Below are 22,813 nucleotides of genomic sequence, written 5' to 3'. Positions count from 1 at the left end.
GCTTTTTTGACTCCTTTTTATGAATTTTTTCAAACATAAAACAATATAATTTTCTATATAAGTAATAATAGAATTAATAGTAAACACATAATCACAGCATGTGGATAACTGTTATCCATATACTGTGTTAAAGTTTGTCCACAAGTTATTAACATTTGTGGATAAAATATTTCCCGTACAACATTTCCACAAAAGAAAACACATTTATCGTAACAAAAAACTATAGCTATTTCAATAGTTGGTGAAACTTATCCACACAACTATTTTTTATTCACTATTTAATTGTCCACAGGCTATGAATTTGTGAAAAAGTTGTCGATAAGTTGTGTGGATAAAAATTAAATGGAAAATATTATCCACAACCTGTCATTTTATTCAGGTGACAAAGTTGTGGATAATTATTTTGTTTAAGTTAAGTGGGGAAAAACGATGCTTCAAATAATTAATTGACAAGCCATTTCTTTTTTATATATAATGTTATGGTCTGTATGTAGGATAGAATAATTAACTTTCATTTGGAGGTGTAATATATAATGAAACGCACGTATCAACCAAAAAAACGTAAACATAGCAAAGTACACGGATTCCGCGCACGCATGAGCACAAAAAACGGACGCAAAGTATTAGCAGCTCGTCGTCGTAAAGGAAGAAAAGTATTATCAGCATAAGTCCACTGAGCCTCTTCAGTGGTCTTTTTTTTCTTCATTTTTGGAAAGAATATAAAAGAAAGTAATGATTGAAGTAGGTGTAGAAATGAAGAAGCGACAACGAATAAAGAAGAATGACGATTTTCAGAAGGTATTTAAAAAAGGAAAGTCCTTCGCAAATCGCCAGTTTGTTGTTTATTGTTTACAAAAAGAGGATCAAAGTGAATTCCGAATTGGATTGTCGGTAGGCAAAAAAATTGGGAAGGCAGTAACTAGAGTGCAAGTCAAACGCTATTTACGACAGGCCTTCTTAGAATTAAAAGATGAAATAAGACAAGATATGGATTATGTTATTATCGCCAGAAACCCGGCGGCCGCTTTAGATTTTCATGAAACAAAAAAAAGTATAGAGCATGTTTTAAAAATTGCAAAAGTCTTAAAAAGAAAATAGTTTATGAATTTTAAATATCATTTGTAATATTTTGTTCGAATATTTAGAATAAGTTAACTGCTATTAATGATAATATATTAAAATGAAACAATTAGTAGAGTGAAAGCGTAAACACATGGTAAAATAACTACAATTAAATGAATAGTGCTGTAGGAGGAAGAAGGTTGAAAAAAAGATTTTGGATTGTTCTGTCTCTAGTTTCAGTAGCATTGCTGCTTACTGGATGTTCAGAGTTTAATCAGCCAATTTCATCTGAAAGCGAAGGCTTTTGGAATGAATTTATTGTATGGCCATTAGTATCAGTTATTAAGTATTTCTCAGATTTATTAGGTTCATATGGTTTAGGAATTATCGCTGTTACGATTATCATTCGTTTAGCAATTCTTCCATTGACAATTAAGCAAGTAAAAAGTTCAAAGAAAATGCAAGAAATCCAACCTAAAATGAAAGAATTGCAACAGAAGTATGCTTCTAAAGATGCCGTTACTCAACAAAAGTATCAACAAGAAATGATGGCATTAATGCAAAATTCTGGTGTGAATCCAATGGCAGGATGTTTACCAGTAATCATTCAAATGCCAGTTTTGATTGGTTTTTATCATGCGATAAGTCGAATGGATGCAACACCTGCTTTTGATTTAGGAACTTTTCTTATCTTCCCATTAGGGGAGCAAAGTATTGTACTAGCTGTCTTAGCTGGTTTAATTCAGTTTGTCGTACTAATGACGGGACCTGCAATTGATAATCCACAAATGAAAATCATGATGTATATTATGCCGATCATGATTATTAGTTTTGGTATCGTACTACCAGCGGCATTATCGCTATATTGGGTTGTCGGAAATATCATCTCAGTTATACAAAACCTTGTTATTTATAAACCTTTTAATAAAAATAAAACAGAACCTACTGTAACTGGAGGAGCGAAAAAGTGAATCAAACTACGCAATTAGGCGCAACAGTTGAAGAAGCGATCTCATTAGCGTTACAAAAGCTCGGGGCATCCCGTAATGAAGTAGATGTTGAAGTTTTACAAGAAGGTAAAAAAGGATTTTTAGGTTTTGGGGCACGTCCAGCCGAAGTACGTGTCACAGTAAAAGAAGTTGACTCAATTATTGAAAAAAGTGAGGAAAGTCATCAGACTGAATCAGATAACATTGCTGTAAAAGAAGTGGTTGTTGATAATATTGAGTCAGAAGATGAAGCGGTAAGCGAAAAGCAGCAAGAAGAAGATCCAGTTGAAGCCGCGAAAAGCTATTTAGTCGATATTGCAAAAGAATTAGGGATTGAAGATTTACAAATCAAAGCAGTAACTGAGGGAAAAAACATTTTATTAAAGCTAGAAAGTGAAAAAGCTGCACTTTTAATAGGGAAACGCGGTGCAACATTGAATGCTTTGCAGCAATTAACACAACTTGTCGTAAATAAAAGTGCAAAATCTTTCTTATTGGTAAAACTAGATGTAGAAAATTACCGTGAACGTCGCCAAGCAGCATTAGAACAATTGGCAGAGCGAATGGCTGATAAAGCAGTTTATACGGGAAAAAAAGTATCATTAGAACCGATGCCTTCATATGAAAGAAAAGTAATTCATAATGCATTGGCAAATCGTATTGATATTGAAACATATTCTGAGGGAACAGAGCCAAATCGCCATCTAGTTATAGAACCAATAAAATAATGTTAACAAGTGCATACAGACATTTATTGAAAGACGGTCTAAATATAGGCCGTTTTTTTGTGAATATTTTTCTTATCAACCAGAGAAATCACGAATGACAATAACTAAATCGGTCTTTTTGGCCGTTTTTATTTTGCCTAAAAGATAGGATTTTAAACCTTATAAAAATCTTTTTAACAGTTATCCACTTGTGGAAAATGCTTTGCTTTCGTATTTCGAAAAAATATGGTACCCTAAGTTGTTAGTAAATAAAGTTCGTTGAAGTTATTCACATGTGGATAACTTCGTTTGATATAAAGTAAGAAATAGCCGGATAGTACACAATAATTACATCTAGATGTAATTATTTAAGTAGGAGGATTTAATCATGGAATATGATACGATTGCCGCGATATCCACACCGATGGGAGAAGGCGCTATTGCCATTGTTCGTTTAAGCGGTGATGATGCAGTAATGATTGCTGATAAAATATTTAAAGCACCAAGTGGGAAAAAGTTAACTGAAGAAAAAACACATACAATTCACTATGGTCATTTAATCGACCCGACTACAGAGGAAGTAGTTGAGGAAGTAATGGTATCGCTTATGCGTGCTCCAAAAACGTTTACTCGTGAGGATGTAATAGAAATAAACTGTCACGGTGGGATTGTTTCAGTAAACCGAGTGCTGCAGCTTGTATTGAAAAATGGTGCAAGACTTGCTGAACCAGGTGAATTTACAAAACGTGCCTTTTTAAATGGTCGAATTGATTTATCTCAAGCCGAGGCTGTAATGGATTTAATTCGTGCGAAAACAGATCGAGCGATGAATGTAGCTCTTGGCCAAATGGATGGAAAGCTATCAAGATTAATTGGAGATTTACGCCAAGCATTAATTGAGACATTAGCGCATGTAGAGGTTAATATAGATTATCCTGAGTATGATGATGTAGAAGAAATGACAATCCCGGTATTACTTGAAAAATGTACTTGGGTGCGAAATGAAATTGCGAAGCTTTTACAAACTTCAACACAAGGGAAAATTTTACGAGAAGGACTTTCAACAGTTATTTTAGGTCGACCAAATGTAGGAAAGTCTTCGCTGTTGAATAGTTTAGTACACGAGAATAAAGCAATTGTTACTGATGTTGCAGGTACAACTCGTGATATTATAGAAGAGTATGTCAATGTACGTGGCGTACCTTTGCGTTTAGTCGATACTGCTGGGATTCGTGAAACAGAAGATATCGTTGAGCGTATAGGGGTAGAAAGATCACGTCAAGTATTGAAAGAAGCAGACTTAATCTTACTTGTTTTAAACTCTGCAGAAAATCTAACTGAAGAAGATGAACGTCTGTTTGAAACAATTAAAAATATGGACTTCATCGTAGTTGTAAATAAAACAGATTTACCGCGAAAAATCGATTTGGAGAAAGTAAAGGAACTAGCGAATGGGAGACCAATCGTGACTACTTCCATATTGCAAGAACAAGGTGTCATAGAATTAGAGGAAGCAATTGCTAAAACTTTCTTTGAAGGCCAGGTTGAATCCAGTGACTTAACATATGTTTCAAATGCACGCCACATCGCATTACTTCATCAAGCAAAAGCTACAATTGAGGACGCCATTAACGCAGCAGAATCAGGTGTACCTGTTGATATGATTCAAATTGATGTAACAAAAACGTGGGAGCTGTTAGGGGAAATCGTCGGTGATACTGTGCAGGAAAGCTTGATAAATCAGCTATTCTCACAATTCTGTTTAGGAAAATAAATTTAAAAAATAGAGAGGAAGAGACGGCATGACAACAACATATGAAGCTGGCCAATATGATGTAATTGTCATCGGTGCTGGCCATGCAGGTGTAGAATCAGCATATGCCGCAGCAAAAATGGGTGCGAAAACACTCATGGTGACAATTAATTTAGATATGATAGCCTTTATGCCATGTAATCCATCAGTTGGTGGACCAGCAAAAGGAATCGTAGTTCGTGAAATTGACGCATTAGGCGGTGTGATGGGGAAAGTAATAGATAAAACACATATTCAAATGCGTATGTTAAATACAGGGAAAGGTCCTGCAGTTCGTGCTTTACGTGCACAAGCAGACAAAGTCCTTTACCAACGTGAAATGAAACGTTTGCTAGAGGAAGAAGAAAATTTAACGATTCATCAATCAATTGTCGATGAATTAATCATTGAAGATGATACTGTTCGCGGTGTTATAACACAAACAGGTGCTATTTACCGAGCAAAAGCTGTTATTATAACAACTGGTACGTACTTGCGCGGGGAAATTATTATTGGAGAATTAAAATATTCAAGCGGACCAAATAATCAACAACCATCCATTAAATTAGCAGATAATTTGCGTGACCTTGGCTTTGAAATGGTTCGATTTAAAACTGGTACACCACCGCGTGTAGATAGTAAAACAATTGATTATAGCAAAACAGAAATTCAACCTGGTGATGATGTACCACGTGCATTTAGTTTTGAAACAACTGAGTTCATTATGGATCAAATTCCATGTTGGTTAACGTATACTAGTCCAGAAACACATCAAATTATTAACGATAATCTAGATAAAGCACCTATGTATACAGGTGCAATTACAGGTACAGGACCACGTTATTGCCCATCGATTGAAACAAAAATTGTTCGTTTTAACGATAAACCTCGCCACCAATTATTTTTAGAACCGGAAGGCAGAGATACTCAAGAGGTGTACGTACAAGGTCTATCAACAAGTTTGCCTGAACACATTCAACGTCAAATGCTTCAAACAATCCCAGGTTTAGAAAAAGCAGAAATGATGCGTGCAGGTTATGCAATCGAATATGATTCAATCGTTCCAACTCAACTATGGCCAACATTAGAAACAAAACGTATTAAAAATCTTTATACAGCAGGTCAAATCAATGGTACTAGCGGCTATGAAGAAGCAGCTGGTCAAGGGTTAATGGCAGGTATTAATGCTGCTGCAAAAGTTTTAGGAAAAGAAGAAGTAATCTTAAAACGATCAGAAGCTTATATTGGAGTATTAATTGATGATTTAGTAACAAAAGGGACAAATGAACCTTATCGTTTACTAACTTCACGTGCAGAATATCGATTATTGCTTCGCCATGATAATGCAGATTTACGTTTAACGGAATTAGGCTACAAATTAGGTTTAATTTCAGAAGAACGTTTTGCAAAATTCACTGAGAAAAAAGAGCAAATTGAAAATGAAATTGCTCGTCTTCGTGAAGTCATCATTAAACCAAATGAAACAACTCAAGCAGTTATCCGTTCTGTTGGCGGTGCAGAGCTAAAAGACGGAATTCGCGCTGCGGACTTGGTAAAACGAACTGAAATGACATATGATTTAGTTGCTTCGTTATCACCAGCAGAATATGAATTTAGCGAAGAAGTAAAAGAACAAATTGAAGTTCAATTAAAATATGAAGGATATATCCAAAAAGCATTACAACAAGTGGAAAAACTTCATAAAATGGAAAATAAAAAAATACCTGAAGACATTGATTATGATGAAATATCAAGTTTAGCAACTGAAGCTCGCGAAAAATTAAAAGAAGTACGACCATTATCAATCGCACAAGCATCACGTATTTCAGGTGTAAACCCAGCTGATATCTCTATCTTACTTGTTTATATCGAACAAGGGAAAATCGCACGAATAAGTAACGAATAAATGTTAAATGAGCGTTCGAGCACCCTCTATTTCCTCGGACGCTCGTTCATTTTTATAAAATAGGTAGTAGTAGTCATATCCTCAATCGATTAAAGGAGATCCAAATGAACGAACAACAATTTATTGAAGCATTAAGCAAACAGGGAATTGAACTTAACGAGAAGCAAATTGCACAGTTTAAAAAGTATTTTGAGTTATTAGTTGAGTGGAATGAAAAAATGAATTTAACAGCCATTACAGATTTAGAAGGCGTTTATTTAAAACATTTTTATGATTCCATTAGCGCGAGCTTTTACTTTGATTTTACAAAAGTAAATTCTGTTTGTGACGTAGGTGCAGGTGCAGGTTTTCCAAGTTTACCAATTAAAATTTGTTTCCCGCATTTACATGTGACAATTGTTGATTCCTTGAATAAACGAATTTCGTTTTTAAATCATTTGAGTGAGCAATTACAATTGGACAATGTTGAATTTGTCCACGCACGTGCAGAAGAATTTGGTCAAAATACAAAATATCGTGAGAGTTTTGATGTTGTAACTGCACGCGCGGTTGCACGCTTATCAGTACTATCAGAACTTTGTCTACCATTAGTTAAACAAGGAGGATATTTTGTAGCATTAAAGGCTGCAGCGGGTCCAGATGAGTTAAAAGATGCTAAAAAGGCGATTACAACTCTTGGTGCATCTCTAAAAGAAGAATTTGCTTATCTATTACCTGTTGAAGAAAGTGAACGAACTCTTTATATTTTTGATAAAATAAAACAAACACCAAAAAAATATCCACGAAAACCTGGTATACCTAATAAGACACCGATACAATAAAAATAGAATCATACGACTCGGGTATTTATAGCTATTAGGGGCTCTGTAAAACTTTTAACTATGCTAGATGAGCCCCGGCTATTTTCTTGTTTCACGTGAAACATTTTTTGTAAAATCATAAAATTTTTATTATATTTTAGAAATAATTTCCCCATTTGATGCATACATATTTTATATTTATGTTATTTTAATAGATTTGCTTCTATAGGACTCTGTACAATTCATAGATAATAAGAAATAATATTTATATGAGTATTGAGCAAGATAGTTTCTAAAAGGTGGTGCCTAATGAATGAAAAGTCCTTTTTCACGTTTTTTCGGAGGCGGAGAAAAACTAGTTTCTGAAGTTAAAAATGAAGTAGAAGAAGTAGAGCAGCTAGAAAACAGTAAAACTACTGAAGAAGTAGTAAAAATTCCAATAGATAAAGTTATTCCAAACCGGTTCCAACCTCGTGCTGTTTTTGACGAAGAAAAAATTGAAGAATTATCAAGAACCATTCATACACACGGTGTGATTCAACCTATTGTTGTTCGTCATTTTGATGAGGAACGCTATGAAATTATTGCAGGTGAGCGTCGCTACCGTGCGATGAAAAAACTAAATTGGACTGAAGTGCCGGCAATTGTTCGTAATTTAAATGATAAAGAAACTGCTTCTATTGCACTAATAGAGAATCTTCAACGTGAAGAATTAACAGCAATCGAGGAAGCATTAGCTTATCAGCAATTGTTAGAACTTCATTCACTTACACAAGAAGCACTTGCTCAACGTTTAGGAAAAGGTCAATCAACAGTAGCAAATAAATTGCGTTTATTAAAATTACCGCAATCGGTACAAGAGGCAATATTAAAAAGAGAGATTACAGAACGTCATGCAAGAGCCCTTATTTCAATTAAAGACGAAGAAACTCAAATTAATATTGTTAATTTGATAAAAGAAAATGATTGGAATGTTCGTCAGCTTGAGGATTATATCCAACAACTTACTTCTCCGAAAGAAGAAGAAGAGAAAAAGGAAAAACCTAAGCGCAAAGCAATTAGTAAGGATATTCGCATAGCATTAAATACAATCAAACAATCTCTTTCAATGGTCACAAAAAGTGGTATTCAACTAAAAACGGAAGAGGAAGATACAGATGATTACTACCAAATCACTGTAAAAATCCCTAAGAAAAAGGCATAAATGCAATTGGTTCCTAGAATTAACTATAGGAACCTTTTTTCTATAACAAAATCCTAGTTTTCTTTACTGTGAAAAATTCCTGTCTTTAATTTTCAAAAATTTCATACTTTCTTATTAAAATTAAATAATATATGTTTAGATTATGATACAACTAGAATCTAAATTTGATAAAATGAAAGAAGTCAGTCCAATCCTATTGGTTGGTAAGATAATACAGAATGTTTTAAGAAATTGATTGATGAAAGCAGGTGCAAGGATTGGGAAGAATTATAGCCATAACAAACCAAAAAGGTGGTGTAGGTAAAACTACAACATCTGTAAATTTGAGCGCTTGTCTTGCTTATTTAGGGAAAAAAGTACTGCTAATAGACATTGATCCACAAGGTAATGCAACAAGTGGTGTTGGGATAAATAAAGGCGAAATTCAAAGTTGTATCTATGATGTATTAATTGATGATGAAGATGTAAAAAACGTTACACAGCAGTCAAAAGTAGAAAATTTACACGTAGTACCGGCGACCATTTCTTTAGCAGGTGCTGAAATTGAACTTGTCTCCACGATTTCCCGTGAAGTGAGATTAAAACATGCTTTGCAAAATATAAAAGATCAGTACGATTTTATTATTATTGATTGTCCGCCTTCACTAGGGTTATTAACAATTAATGCATTAACTGCATCTGATGCTGTTATAATCCCAGTACAATGTGAGTACTACGCTCTAGAAGGTTTAAGTCAGCTCCTATCAACTGTTCGTCTAGTTCAAAAACATTTAAATCAGCATTTATATATAGACGGTGTTTTATTGACAATGTTGGATGCCCGTACAAATCTAGGATTACAAGTAATTGAGGAAGTAAAAAAATATTTCCAAGATAAAGTATATAAAACCATTATCCCGCGTAACGTTCGTTTAAGTGAAGCACCAAGCTTTGGTGAGCCGATTATTATCTATGATGCAAAATCTCGTGGAGCAGAAGTGTATTTAGAGTTAGCAAGGGAAGTGATAAAAAATGGCTAGAGGGTTAGGAAAAGGAATTGGAGCATTATTCCCAACGGAAACATTAGAAGAATTGCATAACGAAGACACAATTGAAAAAATTGAACTGCAAAAACTTGTTGTTAATCCATTTCAACCACGTAAAACTTTTGATGATGAAGCAATTGAAGAACTGGCACAATCCATTGTTGAACACGGAATTATTCAACCAATCGTAGTGCGAAAAAAGGGGAAAAAGTTTGAAATCGTTGTAGGTGAAAGAAGATTTCGAGCTGCTAAATTAGCAAATATACAAGAAATCCCCGCTATTGTAAGGGATATGACAGAAGAGCAAATGATGGAAGTAGCTATTTTAGAAAATCTTCAACGTGAAGATTTAACTCCTATCGAAGAAGCAGAAGCCTATCAAAGCTTAATTGAAAAATTGAATTTCACTCAAGAAGAATTGGCGAAACGATTGGGTAAAAGTAGACCTCATATTACAAACCATATGCGACTACTGCAATTACCAGAGGATGTACGTAGTTTAGTAAATGATGGAACACTATCAATGGGACATGGTCGTACACTCTTAGGTTTAAAAAACAAAAGAAAAATATCTGAAGTGGCGCAAAAAGTTATTAAACTTTCGTTAAATGTTCGACAATTAGAAGCTTTGATTAAACAATATAACGAAGAAGTTTCACGTGAAACAGAGAAGCCAGTGAAGAAAGATATATTTGTACAAGCGAAGGAAACACAATTACGCGAATATTTCGGTACAAATGTACAAATAAAGAAATCAAAAAATAAAGGGAAAATAGAAATTGAATTTTACTCGGAAGATGACCTAGAAAGAATTTTAGAGATATTACAATTAGAGCAAGAATAGGTAGTGAGCGCCAGGATTTAGGCGCTCTATTTTTCTGCTTAGTTAAGGAAGTATAAAATTTTGAACAGCGTCAAGCAGACAAATAGTCCCTCGAGTTTGTAGTTTGTCCTCGGGTAAAAGCTGAAAAAGGTATGTTTTTCGCCATTCTGACATACATGGATGTACGGGTGGCTACATTGTCTTACACTTTTGTTAATGTCGAACAGAGCTTAATGTGAATCCTATCGGCAAGACATAAGGTGTCACGCATAGACGACGTAGCTAAAGTGCTTGCGCTTTCTGAGAAAGAGGTTAATCAATGATATTGTTAGGCTCGTTAGTGAATGCATTATTAATTATTTTAGGTTCAATTATAGGGAGACTATTTAAAAACATCCCTGATACCATGAAAAATACTGTATTATCAATTATTGGCCTAGCTGTTGCAGTATTAGGAATACAGATGGGTTTTAAATCAAGCAATTTTATTATTGTTATTGTTAGTCTTGTTTTAGGTGCTGTGATTGGGGAATGGCTTGATTTAGATAAACAATTAATTCGTTTAGGTAAATGGGTTGAATCAAAACTAGGGAAAAAAACGTCTCAAAATAGTATCTCCGAAGGATTCGTAAATGCTACACTTATTTTTTTAATAGGATCCATGGGGGTACTCGGTGCGTTAGATAGTGGCTTAAGAAATGATCATTCAGTTCTTATAACAAAAGGGATAATTGATGGTTTTACCTCAATCGTATTATCATCAACGTTAGGAATTGGTGTTTTATTATCAGCAATCCCTGTATTTTTGTATCAGGGGATTATTGCCGTTTTCTCTGGATTTATAAGTGCATACATATCTGAAGCAGCATTAAATTTATTTATACAAGAGATGACGGCAACGGGAGGGGTCATGATTTTTGCTATTGGATTAAATATTGTAGGATTAACGAAAATTCGAGTAGCCAATCTGTTGCCGAGCATTGGAATAGTCGGTATTATCATCCCCATCATATTTCTTTTTCAATAAATGGCGCTGCCAAGATAGTAAAAGTGCACGAGCAATTTTATTACTCATTGAATAAGTCACATTTAAACGTGTATTTTGTAAAACAAGCATTTCCATAAAGCCTCCAACATTGACGATTCCTTTTATAGAAATGTCTCCGATTGGAGGTAATTCCTTTTTAACAGCTTTTCCAGGGAATAACGGCCCTTCCTGAACAACAATTTGACCAATATTTTTCTCATTGCCTAAACATGCGTCAATTGCAATAACAAATGGAGCAGTGGGTCTTTGTTGAATTTCTTCCAAGGTAGATGCTAAATTGATTGCATGTAGTGGGTTTTCAAGAGTACCAATTACTTCAAATGGAAACGAATGAAAATTTGATAAAAAACTGCCGGTTAATGGACCAAGGGCATCACCTGTTGAACGATCTGTACCAATACAACAAAAAATAAGCTGTTCATTATCGAAAGGAACATGTTGTAAAAATAAATCGCTTAAATGCCATAACGCACCAGTTTGCTCATGATGAACAGAAGCGTTTAACGTTTCATTTACTTTCTGCATGGACGATTCTCGCTTTCTTTATAAAATGTTAAAAATTTATCTTTTATGGTAAAAAATAAGCTATATTGTTATGAAGTATATTCAAATTTTTAGTTAGTTATACAAGGAGTGGAAAAATGGCTGAAGAAGTTATTGAAACAAATGCAAAAGGATTTGCAAAATGGACAGAAAAGACATGGGATTATCTAACGAGTGAGGAATTTTGGAGTGTAATATTACTCGCTTCTATTAAAATAATTGCAATTATTATTGCTTCTTATTTAGTCGTATTTATAGGGAAGAGAATTATTAGTCGCGTTTTAAGTTTAAGAATAAAGTCGCCATTAGGAAATTCAGAAAGGCGCCAACAAACAATTATTAAATTGCTTCAAAGTGTGCTTTCTTACTTAGTGTATTTTTCAGCAATTGTAGGGATTCTATCTGCTGTTAATATTCAAATTGCTGGGTTGCTTGCTGGAGCTGGGATTGCTTCTGTTGCAATCGCTTTTGGAGCACAAAGCTTAGTAAAAGATATTATTACAGGATTTTTTATTATTCTTGAAGATCAATTTGGCGTAGGTGATTATATCCGTTTAAATAATGCGGAAGGTACTGTCACTGAGATTGGATTACGTACTACAAAAATTCTAGGAATTACAGGTGAACAATATATTATTCCAAATGGCCAAATTTTAGATGTAGTGAATTTTTCCGTAAATAACTCAAAAGCAATTATCGATATGCAGGTCGGTATTGATGCTGATATAGAAAAAGTTGAAAAGTTATTAACGGAGTACTTAAAAACATTGCCTGCAAAATATGAAGAATTAATAGATGTACCGACATTTCTAGGTGTTCAAAATGTAGTAGGAACAGAAGTGACGATTCGAATTGTTGCCGAGACTAAGCCGTTGGAGCATTATGGCATTGCTCGTATTATTCGCCGAGATGTAAAAGAAATTTTAGATAAAAATGGAATACCGATGGCGTACCCGAAAATGATGCTTTATGATCGAGGTAATAAAGAATCAGGGAGGAATGAAGCATAATGGAAGCAAAATCATTTGAATTACATGATATTGTGGAGATGAAAAAACAGCATCCATGTGGATCAAATGCATGGAAAATTATTCGTATGGGAGCAGATATACGAATAAAATGCCAAGGATGTGGTCACAGCGTCATGATTCCTCGCCGTGAGTTTGAGAAAAAAATGAAAAAAGTCTTAGTAAAGGCAAATCAAGAATAAATTCATGACTAATTAGACTTTTTCACAACTTATCCAATATAATAAACAAAGGTTTAAAACGAAAATACATTAACTTGATAGAATTTTAGAAAGGTCGTGTCAAACGAATGTCTTTAACAGCAGGAATCGTAGGATTACCGAACGTTGGAAAATCAACATTATTTAACGCAATTACAAAAGCAGGTGCATTAGCGGCTAACTATCCATTCGCTACAATTGACCCTAATGTTGGGGTTGTAGAAGTTCCGGATGCGCGTCTAGATAAATTAACTGAACTAGTAGAACCGAAAAAAACAGTACCTACTGCCTTTGAATTTACTGATATTGCAGGGATTGTAAAAGGAGCTTCAAAAGGAGAAGGGCTAGGAAATAAATTCTTATCTCATATTCGCGAAGTAGATGCAATTTGCCAAGTAGTCCGTTGTTTTGAAGATGAAAATATTACCCACGTTTCAGGCTCAGTAAACCCAATTGATGATATCGAGGTTATTAATTTAGAGCTTATTTTAGCTGATATGGAATCAGTTGAAAAACGTCTTCAACGTGTAAGTAAAATGGCAAAGCAAAAAGATAAAGAGGCTTTGATTGAAGAGCCAGTACTTTTGAAAGTTAAAGAAGCATTAGAAAATGAAAAACCTGCACGATCTGTTGAATTATCTGATGATGAGCTAAAAGTTATAAAAGGGCTGCACCTTCTAACGATTAAACCAATGTTGTATGTTGCAAATGTATCTGAGGATGAGGTAGCGGATGCAGTGAACAATCAATATGTAAAACAAGTTCGTGAATACGCAGCAGCAGAAGGAGCACAGGTTATTACAGTTTGTGCCAAAATTGAAGAAGAAATTTCAGAGCTGGACAATGAAGAAAAAGCGATGTTCCTTGAAGAGCTTGGAATTGAAGAATCTGGTTTAGACCAACTAATTCGTGCATCTTATGACTTATTAGGCTTAGCAACATATTTCACAGCGGGTGTACAAGAAGTTCGTGCATGGACATTCCGCAAAGGAATGAAAGCTCCACAATGCGCGGGTATTATTCACTCTGATTTTGAAAGAGGATTTATTCGTGCGGAAACAGTTGCTTATGATGACCTAGTTGAAGCTGGTTCAATGGCAGCTGCGAAGGAAGCAGGAAAAGTAAGATTAGAAGGAAAAGACTATGTCGTTCAAGATGGCGATGTAATGTTGTTCCGCTTTAATGTTTAATTAGAAACGCACAAGCGTTCTGATTATCTCAGAATCGATGAGCTTATCCCACTTTAAACTTGAATGCAAATCGTCTCAAGGCTGGATAGCTTTCATAAGATATAATTATTAATAAAAGCAGGTAGTTCGATTTTTAATCGATATCTACCTGCTTATTTGTATAAATATATAACCTTGGCAGCTCGGGATCATCCTTCACTAGTACATCCTTTGGGAATTTACGAAGTTCCTTATACATGAAAAAGTCTCCGATTGCTCCGGCAATTAAAAAAGCTCCTAAAAGTACAAATAAATACGAATCATAAGCGAACCCTATTAATGATGGAATAACACCTGTTGTCCAAAATGGCAGCAGCAATGCTTTCTTCATAGCATCATTTCGCAAAGGTTTCGTAGTGGTTGCATAGGCAACACCTAGCTTTAAATTTAAACCATAATTTAGATCGCTATATTTTGCCTTTCCAAAAAGCATAAACCCTATTAAATGAAAAATTTCATGCAATACAATTAATACAATATAACCAAGGAAAAAAAGCACAATACTCCAAAAAGAAAATGAAACAGAGTATCTCTGATGTATGATACTATTCATGATGAAAAAGACAATACTTAAGACAAGCGTAAACCATATATTATATTTTGCGACTTTTTTCATTTCGAGTTCAATAATTATTGGCTGAGTGTTTTCAAACATCGTTTCACCGTCCTTTCTTTTAAAGTATAAAACTATCAGAAGATTATAGAAAGTAAAAGCACTAATTACTAGAGGAGAGAAAGTGGGACGCTTGCGCTTTTCTTATTGCATCTAGTTTAATTATATGATACAATTCTACGATGTGAGTATAGTATTACTTGCTCCTTGCTCTCTATTTAAAGAGAGCCAAAGTCCATAAGGAGGTGCAAAATAGATGACAAAGTATGAATTAATGTACATTGTTCGCCCAAACATTGAAGATGAAGCGAAAAAAGCATTAGTTGAACGCTTCAACGAAGTATTAACTTCAAACGGCGCTGAAATCATCGAAGCTAAAGAGTGGGGTAAACGCCGCTTAGCTTATGAAATCAACGACTTCCGCGAAGGTTACTACCAAATCGTGAAAGCTAACGCTGGTTCAGAAGCTATCAACGAATTTACTCGTCTAGCAAACATCAGCGAAGACATCATTCGTCACATCGCTATTCGTGAAGAAGCATAATAAAAACTAACTAAAACGCTGAAAAAGGAGGTTGTAATTGTGATAAACCATGTCGTATTAGTTGGAAGACTTACGAAGGATCCAGAACTTCGTTATACACCAAGTGGAGTTCCGATGACTCGCTTTACAGTCGCTGTAAATAGAGCATTTTCGAACCAATCTGGTGAGCGCGAAGCTGATTTTATCGGATGTATCGCTTGGAGAAAACAAGCCGAAAACTTAGCAAACTTTATGAGAAAAGGAAGTTTGATTGGTGTTGAAGGCCGCATTCAAACAGGCAGCTACGAGGGTCAGGATGGAAAACGTGTTTACACAACAGACGTTGTAGCGGATTCTGTACAATTTTTAGAGCCGCGAAACGCTGGTGGCGGAGCAAATATGCCAAATCAACAGTATGGAGGGCAATCATATGGGGGCAACCAACCTACATATAACACAAGCCAACCGAACCAACAATTTGGTAACCAGGGTCAAGATCCTTTTGCTTCATATCCACAAAGTCAACCTTCTGGAAATCAGCAAAATTATACACGTGTAGATGAGGATCCTTTTGCATCAAGCAAAGGTCCAATCGAAGTTTCTGAGGACGACTTACCGTTCTAAATGGAAAAGCGGAAGCGGTTCGTTAAGGCTCGAGACACGTTGGAAACTCCGACTAGAAGGCGCTTTTTGCCTTCGCTGGAGGAGTTGAAGCGATGCGAGAGCCTAGCCGCTAGCTAGACATTAAAAAAGCTTCGTGCACTTGGTCGTCAAACGCTCGAAGCAAGACAGGAAACTTAAAAAATAATAAAGGAGGATATCGAAATGGCACAACGTCGCGGAGGCCGCAAACGCCGTAAAGTTTGCTACTTCACTTCTAACAACATTACGCACATCGACTACAAAGATGTAGATTTACTTAAAAAGTTCATTTCTGAACGCGGTAAAATTTTACCACGTCGCGTAACTGGTACAAGTGCAAAATACCAACGTAAATTAACTACAGCTATTAAACGTGCTCGCATCATGGCACTACTTCCATTCGTAGCTGAAGATAAATAAGATATCTAAATTAAAGCACAACAAGGTTTAATCAAACTTTGTTGTGCTTTTTTTATAGGATTCCTACAATAGGCACTTTAAATTGCTTTGCCATATATATAAAATTTAAAAATCTAGCCGATACTGTATTTTTTATAAACAATAACTATTTCGGGTGGAACTGGTTAGGCTAATTTCTCCTGTTTAAGGGCATTAGAAAATGTAGAATTTGCAAGAAACAGTAATAGCTTGATGACTCTATACAACATTATGTAACAGCCTTATAAAATGCTAATCGTTGTAAGTCCACATACAATAAGCTTTTTGTTCAAAGCATTAGTGGAACACTAGCTATACGTATTTTCATTAAATAAAATCTTCTAATGTTCTAAAGGGGCTTTTTAATTTGAAGAAAATATTATTATTTTTCTCAATATTGTTTTCTACTACTGTAATTGTAATAGGAATATATTTGTTTTTCGGATTACCTTGGAAGCATCACGAATTAAAAGATGAAATGGTTCAGTATTTAGAAAATCGTTATAAAGATGATTTTTCTTTAGGAACACTTCATTATCAAATTGTAAATAAAAACGTGTATCATACAATGGTTACAGCAAAATCTACAAGTGTTTCATTTCATATTGAAATAACGCCCGATGGTAAAACAATAGAGGATGCTTATTCCATTGAATATTGGTCAGAAGCAGGAGAAAAATATCTTAAACCTATTTTAAAACAACATTTCATGACATGTCATCGTTTTATAGCGATATTTATCTTCTTCAAGAAGAAGTATTCCAACTAGATACATTAAATAATAATCGCGATGTCGCTTATTGGAATGTGTCAGTTGGGTTAGGTTATTCCTTAGACTCAGAGAATAAGACCGAAGAATTACAAAAAATAATTAATTTAATTCATGCATTAGAAAATGAGGGATTCATTATTAAATCATTATCCTTTGATTATCTAGGTAATATAATTATTATCCCAGATGTATACCAAAAAACATTTACTGAGGTAGATGATTTAATACCTTATTTAAAATCCCTTTAGATTCTTAGTGGTTAACACAGAGGGGTTACTTTTCTTGAAGTCTATATTCAAAGCCGAAGATAAAATAAGGTTAAAAATTTCTACTAAAACAGAGTGGAAATGAATATAATCAAAAAATCGACAAAATTCTAATTAGATTTTGTCGATTTTTTTATAGCTATGAATGCTGTAGTTATCTTCATTATCTATAAAAAGACGTGCTTGCAAAGCCAGTTAAAATAAAACTGGTATTTTATTGTTAATGTGGGAACTAATCATTTATCCCTATCCGCTTTTGTCCAATGACTAAAAAAATGGTACAATAAACGAATGAAAAAAGATTTTTTTAATAGCAAAAGGAAGGTTATAGATGCCGAATAATCAAACAAGAAGGCTTGCTCATGGCGCAATGATGATTGCATTATTTGCGATATTTATTGCAATCGCCTTTTATGTACCAATAATCAGTGTCATTGCTACTGTTTTTGCTCCACTACCAATTGCATGGTACAGCGCTAAGTATGATCGTAGTTCTTCTATATTAGTAGCAATTGTAGGATGTATAGTCTCCCTCTTTTTTGGAGGTTTAGTAATTTTACCGTTTTCACTTATTTTTGCATCAGTTGGGGTTGTAATAGGCGACGTACTTCGTTTAAAGAAAAGCAAAGTATTTTTATTTATGTCTTCAGGTATAACTGTACTAATTACTTTTGCTTTACAATATGTTATTTCAATAAAGTTATTCGAAACAGATTTTATACAAGAATCAATGCAGCTCATGCGTGAAAGTTATTCAAAGTCCATAGAGCTATCACAAAGTTTAACTGGCCAAACACCCATTGATCCGGTTACGCTGGAGGCAATGTTTGATATGATGGAGGCTTCTTTACCGGCTTCTATTACAATGGGGGCATTCTTCTTTGCGTTTATTATTATTTCAATTAATTTGCCGTTGTTAAAACGGTTAGGAATTAATGTACCGAAATTTCGTTCATTTAAAAATACCCGATTGCCTCGAGCAATATTATGGTATTACCTAATTGTATTAGCAATCAATTTATTTATTGGCCCTGAAACTGGTACACCTTTATATGTCATAGTTTTGAATTTTTCTCTAATATTATGGGTGCTTTTAACAATTCAAGGAGTATCTTTTGTTCATTTTGCCCTTGATGCTTTCGGTTCACCTAAATTTTTAAAGGTATTGGCAGCCATTATGGCAATTCCACTATATTCCTTTTATGTATTAATAGGAATATTGGACTTAGGTTTTGACATTCGTTCATTTGTCAAAGGAAAGATTCAGAAGTAGGGAGCTGATAAAATGGATACTTATAGGAAGCGACTCATACGACATCCTCTTATGTATCTAACGGTGATTGGTTTAATAGGTTCCATACTATTGTTCTTTTGGAATTTTTGGTTTGGAGCGGCCTATGCGGTCGTCATTGCCATCGGGTTAGTATATGCGTGGAGAATTGAGAAAATTACCTTTCAAGACACAGAAAAACATATAGAATCGCTCTCATTCCGAATGAAGAAAGTAGGAGCAGAAGCCCTATTAGAAATGCCAATCGGAATTTTGCTCGTGAATGACAAATTTGTTATTGAGTGGGCAAATCCATATATGTCCCAAATCCTTGATGAAGAGACATTGATTGGCCAAGAAATGTTTATTATTTCAGAAGATCTATACAGCCTTACAAAATCAGAAGAAAAGCGTGAAAAGACGGTTTCAATTGGTGATCGTCAATTTAAAGTTGTTTATAAACAGGAAGAAAAACTGCTTTATTTCTTTGATGTAACTGAGCAACTAAAAATTGAATCGAAATATTACGCAGATCGAACAGTTATTGCGATTTTATTTATTGATAATTATGATGAATTAACACAAGGCATGGATGATCAAGCAAGAAGTTTAACGAATACAATTGTTACTTCAATTATCAATGAGTGGGCTTTTGCACATGGAATTTTTGCAAAGCGGATTTCATCTGACCGATTTTTAGCTGTTTTAAATGAATCCATTTTAAGTGAACTTGAAAAGAAAAAATTCTCCATTTTAGATGATATTCGTGAAAAAACAGCTCAAAAAAACTTGTCACTAACATTAAGTATAGGTGTGGGTACCGGCTCCTCTTCTTTAATAAAACTAGGGGAATTGGCGCAATCGAGTTTAGATTTAGTTTTAGGACGCGGTGGAGACCAAGTTGCTATTAAACAACCGAATGGGAAATTAAAGTTTTATGGCGGCAAAACAAATCCAGTTGAAAAACGTACTCGGGTACGTGCGAGGGTAATTTCACATGCACTGCAGGATTTAATTAATGAAAGTGATCAAGTATTCATTATGGGTCATAAAAATCCTGATATGGATGCCATTGGGGCTGCCATTGGTGTACGTAAAATGGCTCTAAAAAATAAAGTAGAAGGCTATGTTGTTTTAAATTTTGACGAACTAAATGGCAGTGTTAGTCGTCTAATGAATGAAATTGAAAAGAACTCGGACTTTTATAATTACTTTATAACGCCAGATGAAGCACTTTCATTAATGACGGATAAATCTTTAGTAGTAATTGTTGATACACATAAACCGAGTCTTGTAATAGATGATCGTTTGCTAAAAAGATCAGAAATCGTCGTTGTGATTGACCATCATAGACGCGGAGAGGAATTCGTTCAAAACCCAACGTTGGTTTATATGGAGCCCTATGCTTCGTCTACAGCCGAGTTAGTTACAGAGCTTTTAGAGTATCAGCCTGAAGATGAAAAATTATCAAAGCTTGAAGCGACTGCGCTTTTATCAGGTATTATTGTAGATACAAAAAGCTTTACACTTCGAACAGGTGCAAGAACGTTTGAAGCTGCTTCCTATTTAAGAACATATGGTGCAGATACAATTTTAGTTCAACAGTTATTGAAAGAAGATATAGATACGTATATTGAACGTTCTAAAATAATACAAACAGTTGAGTTTGTCTACCCAGGCATTGCAGTAGCGTATGGCGGGGATAACAAACAATATGACTCTGTTTTAATTGCACAAACAGCAGATATTTTATTAACGATGAAGGATGTTTCGGCTTCTTTTGTCATTGCACATCGTTCAGATGGATTGATCGGAATTAGTGCCCGATCTCTAGGGGATATTAACGTCCAGCTTGTCATGGAAAACCTTGGCGGCGGAGGGCATTTAACAAATGCAGCTTGTCAAATAAAAGCAGATACAATAGAAGAAGCGGTGCTTTATTTAAGAAAAGCAATTCTTGAAACGCTTGAAGGGAGTAATGAGGAATGAAAGTAGTATTTTTAAAAGATGTAAAAGGTAAAGGGAAAAAGGGAGAAGTTAAAAACGTTGCAGACGGTTATGCACAAAACTTTTTAATAAAAAATGGTTATGCAGTTGAAGCAACAAATCAAGCACTTAGCCAATTAGAAGGACAAAAGAAATTAGAAGCTAAAAATGCTGCTGCTGAATTACAAGCAGCTAAAGATTTAAAAGAAAAGCTTGAAAATATTACAGTAGAAATTAAAGCGAAATCAGGTGAAGGCGGCCGCCTATTCGGCTCAGTATCAACTAAGCAAATTGCAGAAGCACTTCAAAAAGATTTTGGAATTAAAATAGATAAACGTAAAATGGATTGTAACGAAGGTATACGCTCTTTAGGCGTTACTAATGTACCCGTAAAACTTCACCATGAAGTAAAAGCAACATTAAAGGTACACGTTACGGAAGAAGCGTAAGGAGAGAACTCTATGAACGAAGGCGTTTTAGACCGCGTTCCACCGCATAATCATGAAGCAGAGCAATCGGTTATCGGTGCGATATTCCTTGAACCACAAGCCTTAATAACAGCATCAGAAATTTTAATACCTGAGGATTTTTACCGAATTGCTCATCAGAAAATTTTCCAAACGATGCTCGATTTAAGTGATCAAGGTAAAGCGATAGATGTTGTCACTGTTACAGAAGAACTTTCAGTAAAAAAGGAACTTGAAGATGTTGGGGGGCTTTCTTACTTAACAGAACTTGCAAATGCCGTCCCGACTGCTGCAAATATTGCTTACTACGCTAAAATCGTTGAAGAAAAAGCTCTTTTACGCCGCTTAATTCGTACAGCAACAAAGATAGTAGAAGATGGCTATACTCGTGAAGATGAGGTAGAAGCGCTTTTAGCGGATGCTGAAAGGAAAGTGATGGAGGTCGCTAGCCGTAAAAATGCCGGTGACTTCAAACATGTCAAAGATGTACTCGTTCAAACGTACGATAATATTGAACAGCTCCAATTCCGTGATGGAGATGTAACAGGAATTCCAACTGGTTTCCATGATTTAGACCGTATGACAGCAGGATTTCAACGTAATGATTTAATTATTGTGGCTGCCAGACCATCCGTTGGTAAAACCGCATTTGCATTGAATATTGCACAAAGTGTTGCGGTAAAAGCTCGCGAAAACGTTGCAATATTTTCTCTCGAAATGGGTGCAGAGCAGCTTGTAATGCGTCTCCTTTGTGCGGAAGGTAATATTGATGCTCAGGTGCTGCGTACAGGTGCTCTGACTTCGGAGGACTGGGGTAAGCTAACGATGGCGATGGGAAGCCTATCAAATTCAGGTATATATATTGATGATACACCTGGGTTGCGTATAAGCGAAATTCGTGCAAAATGTCGTCGTCTGGCTCAGGAACATGGATTAGGTATGATACTAATCGATTACTTGCAATTAATTCAAGGAAGCGGCAAAAGCGGTGAAAACCGTCAGCAGGAAGTTTCCGAGATTTCTCGTTCATTAAAAGCTCTTGCTCGTGAATTAAAGGTGCCTGTTATCGCACTATCACAGCTATCTCGTGGTGTAGAGCAACGACAAGATAAGCGCCCAATGATGAGTGATATTCGTGAATCGGGAAGTATTGAGCAAGACGCCGATATCGTAGCATTCTTATATCGTGATGACTACTACGATAAAGAGTCGGAAAACAAAAACATGATTGAAATCATTATTGCAAAGCAGCGTAACGGCCCAACAGGTACAGTTACACTTGCATTTAAAAAGGAGTTTAATAAGTTTATTAATATCGACTGGTCGCAGCATCAACAGCCAGTACCAGTTTAATAGGCTTAACTTTATAACACTATAAAACTATTTTCAGAACACGAACAATAATTCTATGTTGGAATTATTTGTTCGTGTTTTTTGCTTTTCTTCATTGACTTATACTAGCTATCACTGTTACAATTAT

The 22,813-nt window shown here is 35.1% G+C and carries 25 protein-coding genes; 23 read left to right on the top strand and 2 right to left on the bottom strand.

Annotation, left to right across the window (positions count from 1 at the left end; genetic code table 11):
- The first annotated feature begins 533 nt into the window (after positions 1 to 533).
- From rpmH to MKY04_RS22180, 11 genes are all read left to right on the top strand, one after another.
- Positions 534 to 668 (top strand): 50S ribosomal protein L34, encoded by a 135-nt coding sequence (gene rpmH, locus MKY04_RS22230; protein ID WP_004233310.1) that lies wholly within the window; start codon positions 534 to 536, stop codon positions 666 to 668.
- An 85-nt stretch (positions 669 to 753) separates the two neighbouring features.
- Entirely contained in the window at positions 754 to 1,098 is a 345-nt protein-coding gene (gene rnpA, locus MKY04_RS22225) for a ribonuclease P protein component (RefSeq protein WP_126293870.1), read from the top strand.
- A gap of 164 nt (positions 1,099 to 1,262) precedes the next feature.
- Complete coding sequence (gene yidC, locus MKY04_RS22220; RefSeq protein WP_346235145.1) at positions 1,263 to 2,033, top strand: membrane protein insertase YidC; 771 nt, start codon at positions 1,263 to 1,265, stop codon at positions 2,031 to 2,033.
- Positions 2,030 to 2,779, top strand: coding sequence for an RNA-binding cell elongation regulator Jag/EloR (jag, locus tag MKY04_RS22215; RefSeq protein WP_126293811.1), 750 nt, complete (start codon positions 2,030 to 2,032; stop codon positions 2,777 to 2,779). Before yidC ends, jag begins: the two co-directional genes overlap by 4 nt.
- A 367-nt stretch (positions 2,780 to 3,146) precedes the next feature.
- Entirely contained in the window at positions 3,147 to 4,532 is a 1,386-nt protein-coding gene (mnmE, locus tag MKY04_RS22210; protein WP_346235144.1) for a tRNA uridine-5-carboxymethylaminomethyl(34) synthesis GTPase MnmE, read from the top strand.
- Between the two features lie 28 nt (positions 4,533 to 4,560).
- Positions 4,561 to 6,456 (top strand): tRNA uridine-5-carboxymethylaminomethyl(34) synthesis enzyme MnmG, encoded by a 1,896-nt coding sequence (mnmG, locus tag MKY04_RS22205; protein WP_126293813.1) that lies wholly within the window; start codon positions 4,561 to 4,563, stop codon positions 6,454 to 6,456.
- 104 nt (positions 6,457 to 6,560) lie between these two features.
- On the top strand, positions 6,561 to 7,277 hold the full coding sequence (gene rsmG / locus MKY04_RS22200) for a 16S rRNA (guanine(527)-N(7))-methyltransferase RsmG (protein ID WP_126293814.1): 717 nt from the start codon (positions 6,561 to 6,563) through the stop codon (positions 7,275 to 7,277).
- Positions 7,278 to 7,569: 292 nt separating this feature from the next.
- Positions 7,570 to 8,460: a nucleoid occlusion protein gene (gene noc / locus MKY04_RS22195; protein ID WP_126293815.1), complete on the top strand. Its 891-nt coding sequence runs from the start codon at positions 7,570 to 7,572 to the stop codon at positions 8,458 to 8,460.
- Positions 8,461 to 8,717: 257 nt separating this feature from the next.
- The gene (locus MKY04_RS22190; RefSeq protein ID WP_126293816.1) at positions 8,718 to 9,479 is read left to right on the top strand and encodes a ParA family protein; all 762 of its coding nucleotides are present in this window, start codon (positions 8,718 to 8,720) and stop codon (positions 9,477 to 9,479) included.
- Positions 9,472 to 10,329 carry a ParB/RepB/Spo0J family partition protein gene (locus MKY04_RS22185; RefSeq protein WP_126293817.1) on the top strand — a complete coding sequence of 286 codons (858 nt, stop codon included), beginning with the start codon at positions 9,472 to 9,474 and terminating at the stop codon, positions 10,327 to 10,329. Before MKY04_RS22190 ends, MKY04_RS22185 begins: the two co-directional genes overlap by 8 nt.
- Before the next feature lie 298 nt (positions 10,330 to 10,627).
- Positions 10,628 to 11,335 carry a DUF554 domain-containing protein gene (locus MKY04_RS22180; RefSeq protein ID WP_126293818.1) on the top strand — a complete coding sequence of 236 codons (708 nt, stop codon included), beginning with the start codon at positions 10,628 to 10,630 and terminating at the stop codon, positions 11,333 to 11,335.
- Here MKY04_RS22180 and yyaC read toward each other — a convergent pair.
- A complete protein-coding gene (yyaC, locus tag MKY04_RS22175; protein WP_126293819.1) occupies positions 11,252 to 11,881 on the bottom strand; it encodes a spore protease YyaC in 630 nt (209 codons plus the stop codon). The two genes, MKY04_RS22180 and yyaC, sit on opposite strands and share 84 nt — an antisense overlap.
- 116 nt (positions 11,882 to 11,997) lie before the next feature.
- Between yyaC and MKY04_RS22170 the strand changes: the two genes are divergently transcribed.
- From MKY04_RS22170 to ychF, 3 genes are all read left to right on the top strand, one after another.
- Entirely contained in the window at positions 11,998 to 12,909 is a 912-nt protein-coding gene (locus MKY04_RS22170) for a mechanosensitive ion channel family protein (protein WP_126293820.1), read from the top strand.
- The gene (locus MKY04_RS22165) at positions 12,909 to 13,109 is read left to right on the top strand and encodes a DUF951 domain-containing protein (protein WP_126293821.1); all 201 of its coding nucleotides are present in this window, start codon (positions 12,909 to 12,911) and stop codon (positions 13,107 to 13,109) included. Before MKY04_RS22170 ends, MKY04_RS22165 begins: the two co-directional genes overlap by 1 nt.
- Before the next feature lie 107 nt (positions 13,110 to 13,216).
- Positions 13,217 to 14,317, top strand: coding sequence for a redox-regulated ATPase YchF (ychF, locus tag MKY04_RS22160; RefSeq protein ID WP_126293822.1), 1,101 nt, complete (start codon positions 13,217 to 13,219; stop codon positions 14,315 to 14,317).
- 133 nt (positions 14,318 to 14,450) lie between these two features.
- Here ychF and MKY04_RS22155 read toward each other — a convergent pair whose 3' ends face one another.
- Positions 14,451 to 15,011, bottom strand: a complete 561-nt coding sequence (locus tag MKY04_RS22155) for a DUF3267 domain-containing protein (RefSeq protein ID WP_126293823.1) — start codon at positions 15,009 to 15,011, stop codon at positions 14,451 to 14,453.
- Between the two features lie 214 nt (positions 15,012 to 15,225).
- Between MKY04_RS22155 and rpsF the strand changes: the two genes are divergently transcribed.
- The 9 genes from rpsF (at position 15,226) to dnaB (ending at position 22,686) form a co-directional block, all read left to right on the top strand.
- Positions 15,226 to 15,513 carry a 30S ribosomal protein S6 gene (gene rpsF, locus MKY04_RS22150; protein ID WP_126293824.1) on the top strand — a complete coding sequence of 96 codons (288 nt, stop codon included), beginning with the start codon at positions 15,226 to 15,228 and terminating at the stop codon, positions 15,511 to 15,513.
- Between the two features lie 39 nt (positions 15,514 to 15,552).
- Positions 15,553 to 16,116 (top strand): single-stranded DNA-binding protein, encoded by a 564-nt coding sequence (gene ssb / locus MKY04_RS22145; RefSeq protein ID WP_126293825.1) that lies wholly within the window; start codon positions 15,553 to 15,555, stop codon positions 16,114 to 16,116.
- A gap of 201 nt (positions 16,117 to 16,317) precedes the next feature.
- On the top strand, positions 16,318 to 16,554 hold the full coding sequence (gene rpsR, locus MKY04_RS22140; protein WP_016838914.1) for a 30S ribosomal protein S18: 237 nt from the start codon (positions 16,318 to 16,320) through the stop codon (positions 16,552 to 16,554).
- Between the two features lie 385 nt (positions 16,555 to 16,939).
- Entirely contained in the window at positions 16,940 to 17,341 is a 402-nt protein-coding gene (locus MKY04_RS22135; protein WP_346235143.1) for a hypothetical protein, read from the top strand.
- A complete protein-coding gene (locus MKY04_RS22130; protein ID WP_346235142.1) occupies positions 17,287 to 17,592 on the top strand; it encodes a hypothetical protein in 306 nt (101 codons plus the stop codon). Before MKY04_RS22135 ends, MKY04_RS22130 begins: the two co-directional genes overlap by 55 nt.
- Before the next feature lie 349 nt (positions 17,593 to 17,941).
- Positions 17,942 to 18,883 (top strand): YybS family protein, encoded by a 942-nt coding sequence (locus MKY04_RS22125; RefSeq protein ID WP_126293827.1) that lies wholly within the window; start codon positions 17,942 to 17,944, stop codon positions 18,881 to 18,883.
- 12 nt (positions 18,884 to 18,895) lie between these two features.
- On the top strand, positions 18,896 to 20,869 hold the full coding sequence (locus MKY04_RS22120; protein WP_126293828.1) for a DHH family phosphoesterase: 1,974 nt from the start codon (positions 18,896 to 18,898) through the stop codon (positions 20,867 to 20,869).
- Positions 20,866 to 21,315 carry a 50S ribosomal protein L9 gene (gene rplI, locus MKY04_RS22115; RefSeq protein WP_126293829.1) on the top strand — a complete coding sequence of 150 codons (450 nt, stop codon included), beginning with the start codon at positions 20,866 to 20,868 and terminating at the stop codon, positions 21,313 to 21,315. The genes MKY04_RS22120 and rplI overlap by 4 nt, the downstream gene beginning before the upstream one ends.
- A gap of 12 nt (positions 21,316 to 21,327) precedes the next feature.
- Positions 21,328 to 22,686 carry a replicative DNA helicase gene (dnaB, locus tag MKY04_RS22110; RefSeq protein ID WP_346235141.1) on the top strand — a complete coding sequence of 453 codons (1,359 nt, stop codon included), beginning with the start codon at positions 21,328 to 21,330 and terminating at the stop codon, positions 22,684 to 22,686.
- Positions 22,687 to 22,813: the final 127 nt, after the last annotated feature.

It is taken from the genome of Lysinibacillus telephonicus (assembly GCF_039654155.1).
GTDB classification, from domain to species: Bacteria; Bacillota; Bacilli; order Bacillales_A; family Planococcaceae; genus Ureibacillus; species Ureibacillus telephonicus.
The sequence above is the reverse complement of the archived record's forward strand: the minus strand, read 5'-3'. Positions and strand labels throughout refer to the sequence as shown.

Bases quoted from the DNA above. Each gene is read 5' to 3' on its own strand.
- rpmH (WP_004233310.1), top strand. From the start codon at position 534: ATGAAACGCACGTATCAACCAAAAAAACGTAAACATAGCAAAGTACAC.
- rnpA (WP_126293870.1), top strand. From the start codon at position 754: ATGAAGAAGCGACAACGAATAAAGAAGAATGACGATTTTCAGAAGGTA.
- mnmE (WP_346235144.1), top strand. From the start codon at position 3,147: ATGGAATATGATACGATTGCCGCGATATCCACACCGATGGGAGAAGGC.
- mnmG (WP_126293813.1), top strand. From the start codon at position 4,561: ATGACAACAACATATGAAGCTGGCCAATATGATGTAATTGTCATCGGT.
- rsmG (WP_126293814.1), top strand. From the start codon at position 6,561: ATGAACGAACAACAATTTATTGAAGCATTAAGCAAACAGGGAATTGAA.
- noc (WP_126293815.1), top strand. From the start codon at position 7,570: ATGAAAAGTCCTTTTTCACGTTTTTTCGGAGGCGGAGAAAAACTAGTT.
- MKY04_RS22185 (WP_126293817.1), top strand. From the start codon at position 9,472: ATGGCTAGAGGGTTAGGAAAAGGAATTGGAGCATTATTCCCAACGGAA.
- MKY04_RS22180 (WP_126293818.1), top strand. From the start codon at position 10,628: ATGATATTGTTAGGCTCGTTAGTGAATGCATTATTAATTATTTTAGGT.
- yyaC (WP_126293819.1), bottom strand. From the start codon at position 11,881: ATGCAGAAAGTAAATGAAACGTTAAACGCTTCTGTTCATCATGAGCAA.
- MKY04_RS22170 (WP_126293820.1), top strand. From the start codon at position 11,998: ATGGCTGAAGAAGTTATTGAAACAAATGCAAAAGGATTTGCAAAATGG.
- MKY04_RS22165 (WP_126293821.1), top strand. From the start codon at position 12,909: ATGGAAGCAAAATCATTTGAATTACATGATATTGTGGAGATGAAAAAA.
- ychF (WP_126293822.1), top strand. From the start codon at position 13,217: ATGTCTTTAACAGCAGGAATCGTAGGATTACCGAACGTTGGAAAATCA.
- MKY04_RS22155 (WP_126293823.1), bottom strand. From the start codon at position 15,011: ATGTTTGAAAACACTCAGCCAATAATTATTGAACTCGAAATGAAAAAA.
- rpsF (WP_126293824.1), top strand. From the start codon at position 15,226: ATGACAAAGTATGAATTAATGTACATTGTTCGCCCAAACATTGAAGAT.
- rpsR (WP_016838914.1), top strand. From the start codon at position 16,318: ATGGCACAACGTCGCGGAGGCCGCAAACGCCGTAAAGTTTGCTACTTC.
- MKY04_RS22130 (WP_346235142.1), top strand. From the start codon at position 17,287: ATGTCATCGTTTTATAGCGATATTTATCTTCTTCAAGAAGAAGTATTC.
- MKY04_RS22125 (WP_126293827.1), top strand. From the start codon at position 17,942: ATGCCGAATAATCAAACAAGAAGGCTTGCTCATGGCGCAATGATGATT.
- MKY04_RS22120 (WP_126293828.1), top strand. From the start codon at position 18,896: ATGGATACTTATAGGAAGCGACTCATACGACATCCTCTTATGTATCTA.
- rplI (WP_126293829.1), top strand. From the start codon at position 20,866: ATGAAAGTAGTATTTTTAAAAGATGTAAAAGGTAAAGGGAAAAAGGGA.
- dnaB (WP_346235141.1), top strand. From the start codon at position 21,328: ATGAACGAAGGCGTTTTAGACCGCGTTCCACCGCATAATCATGAAGCA.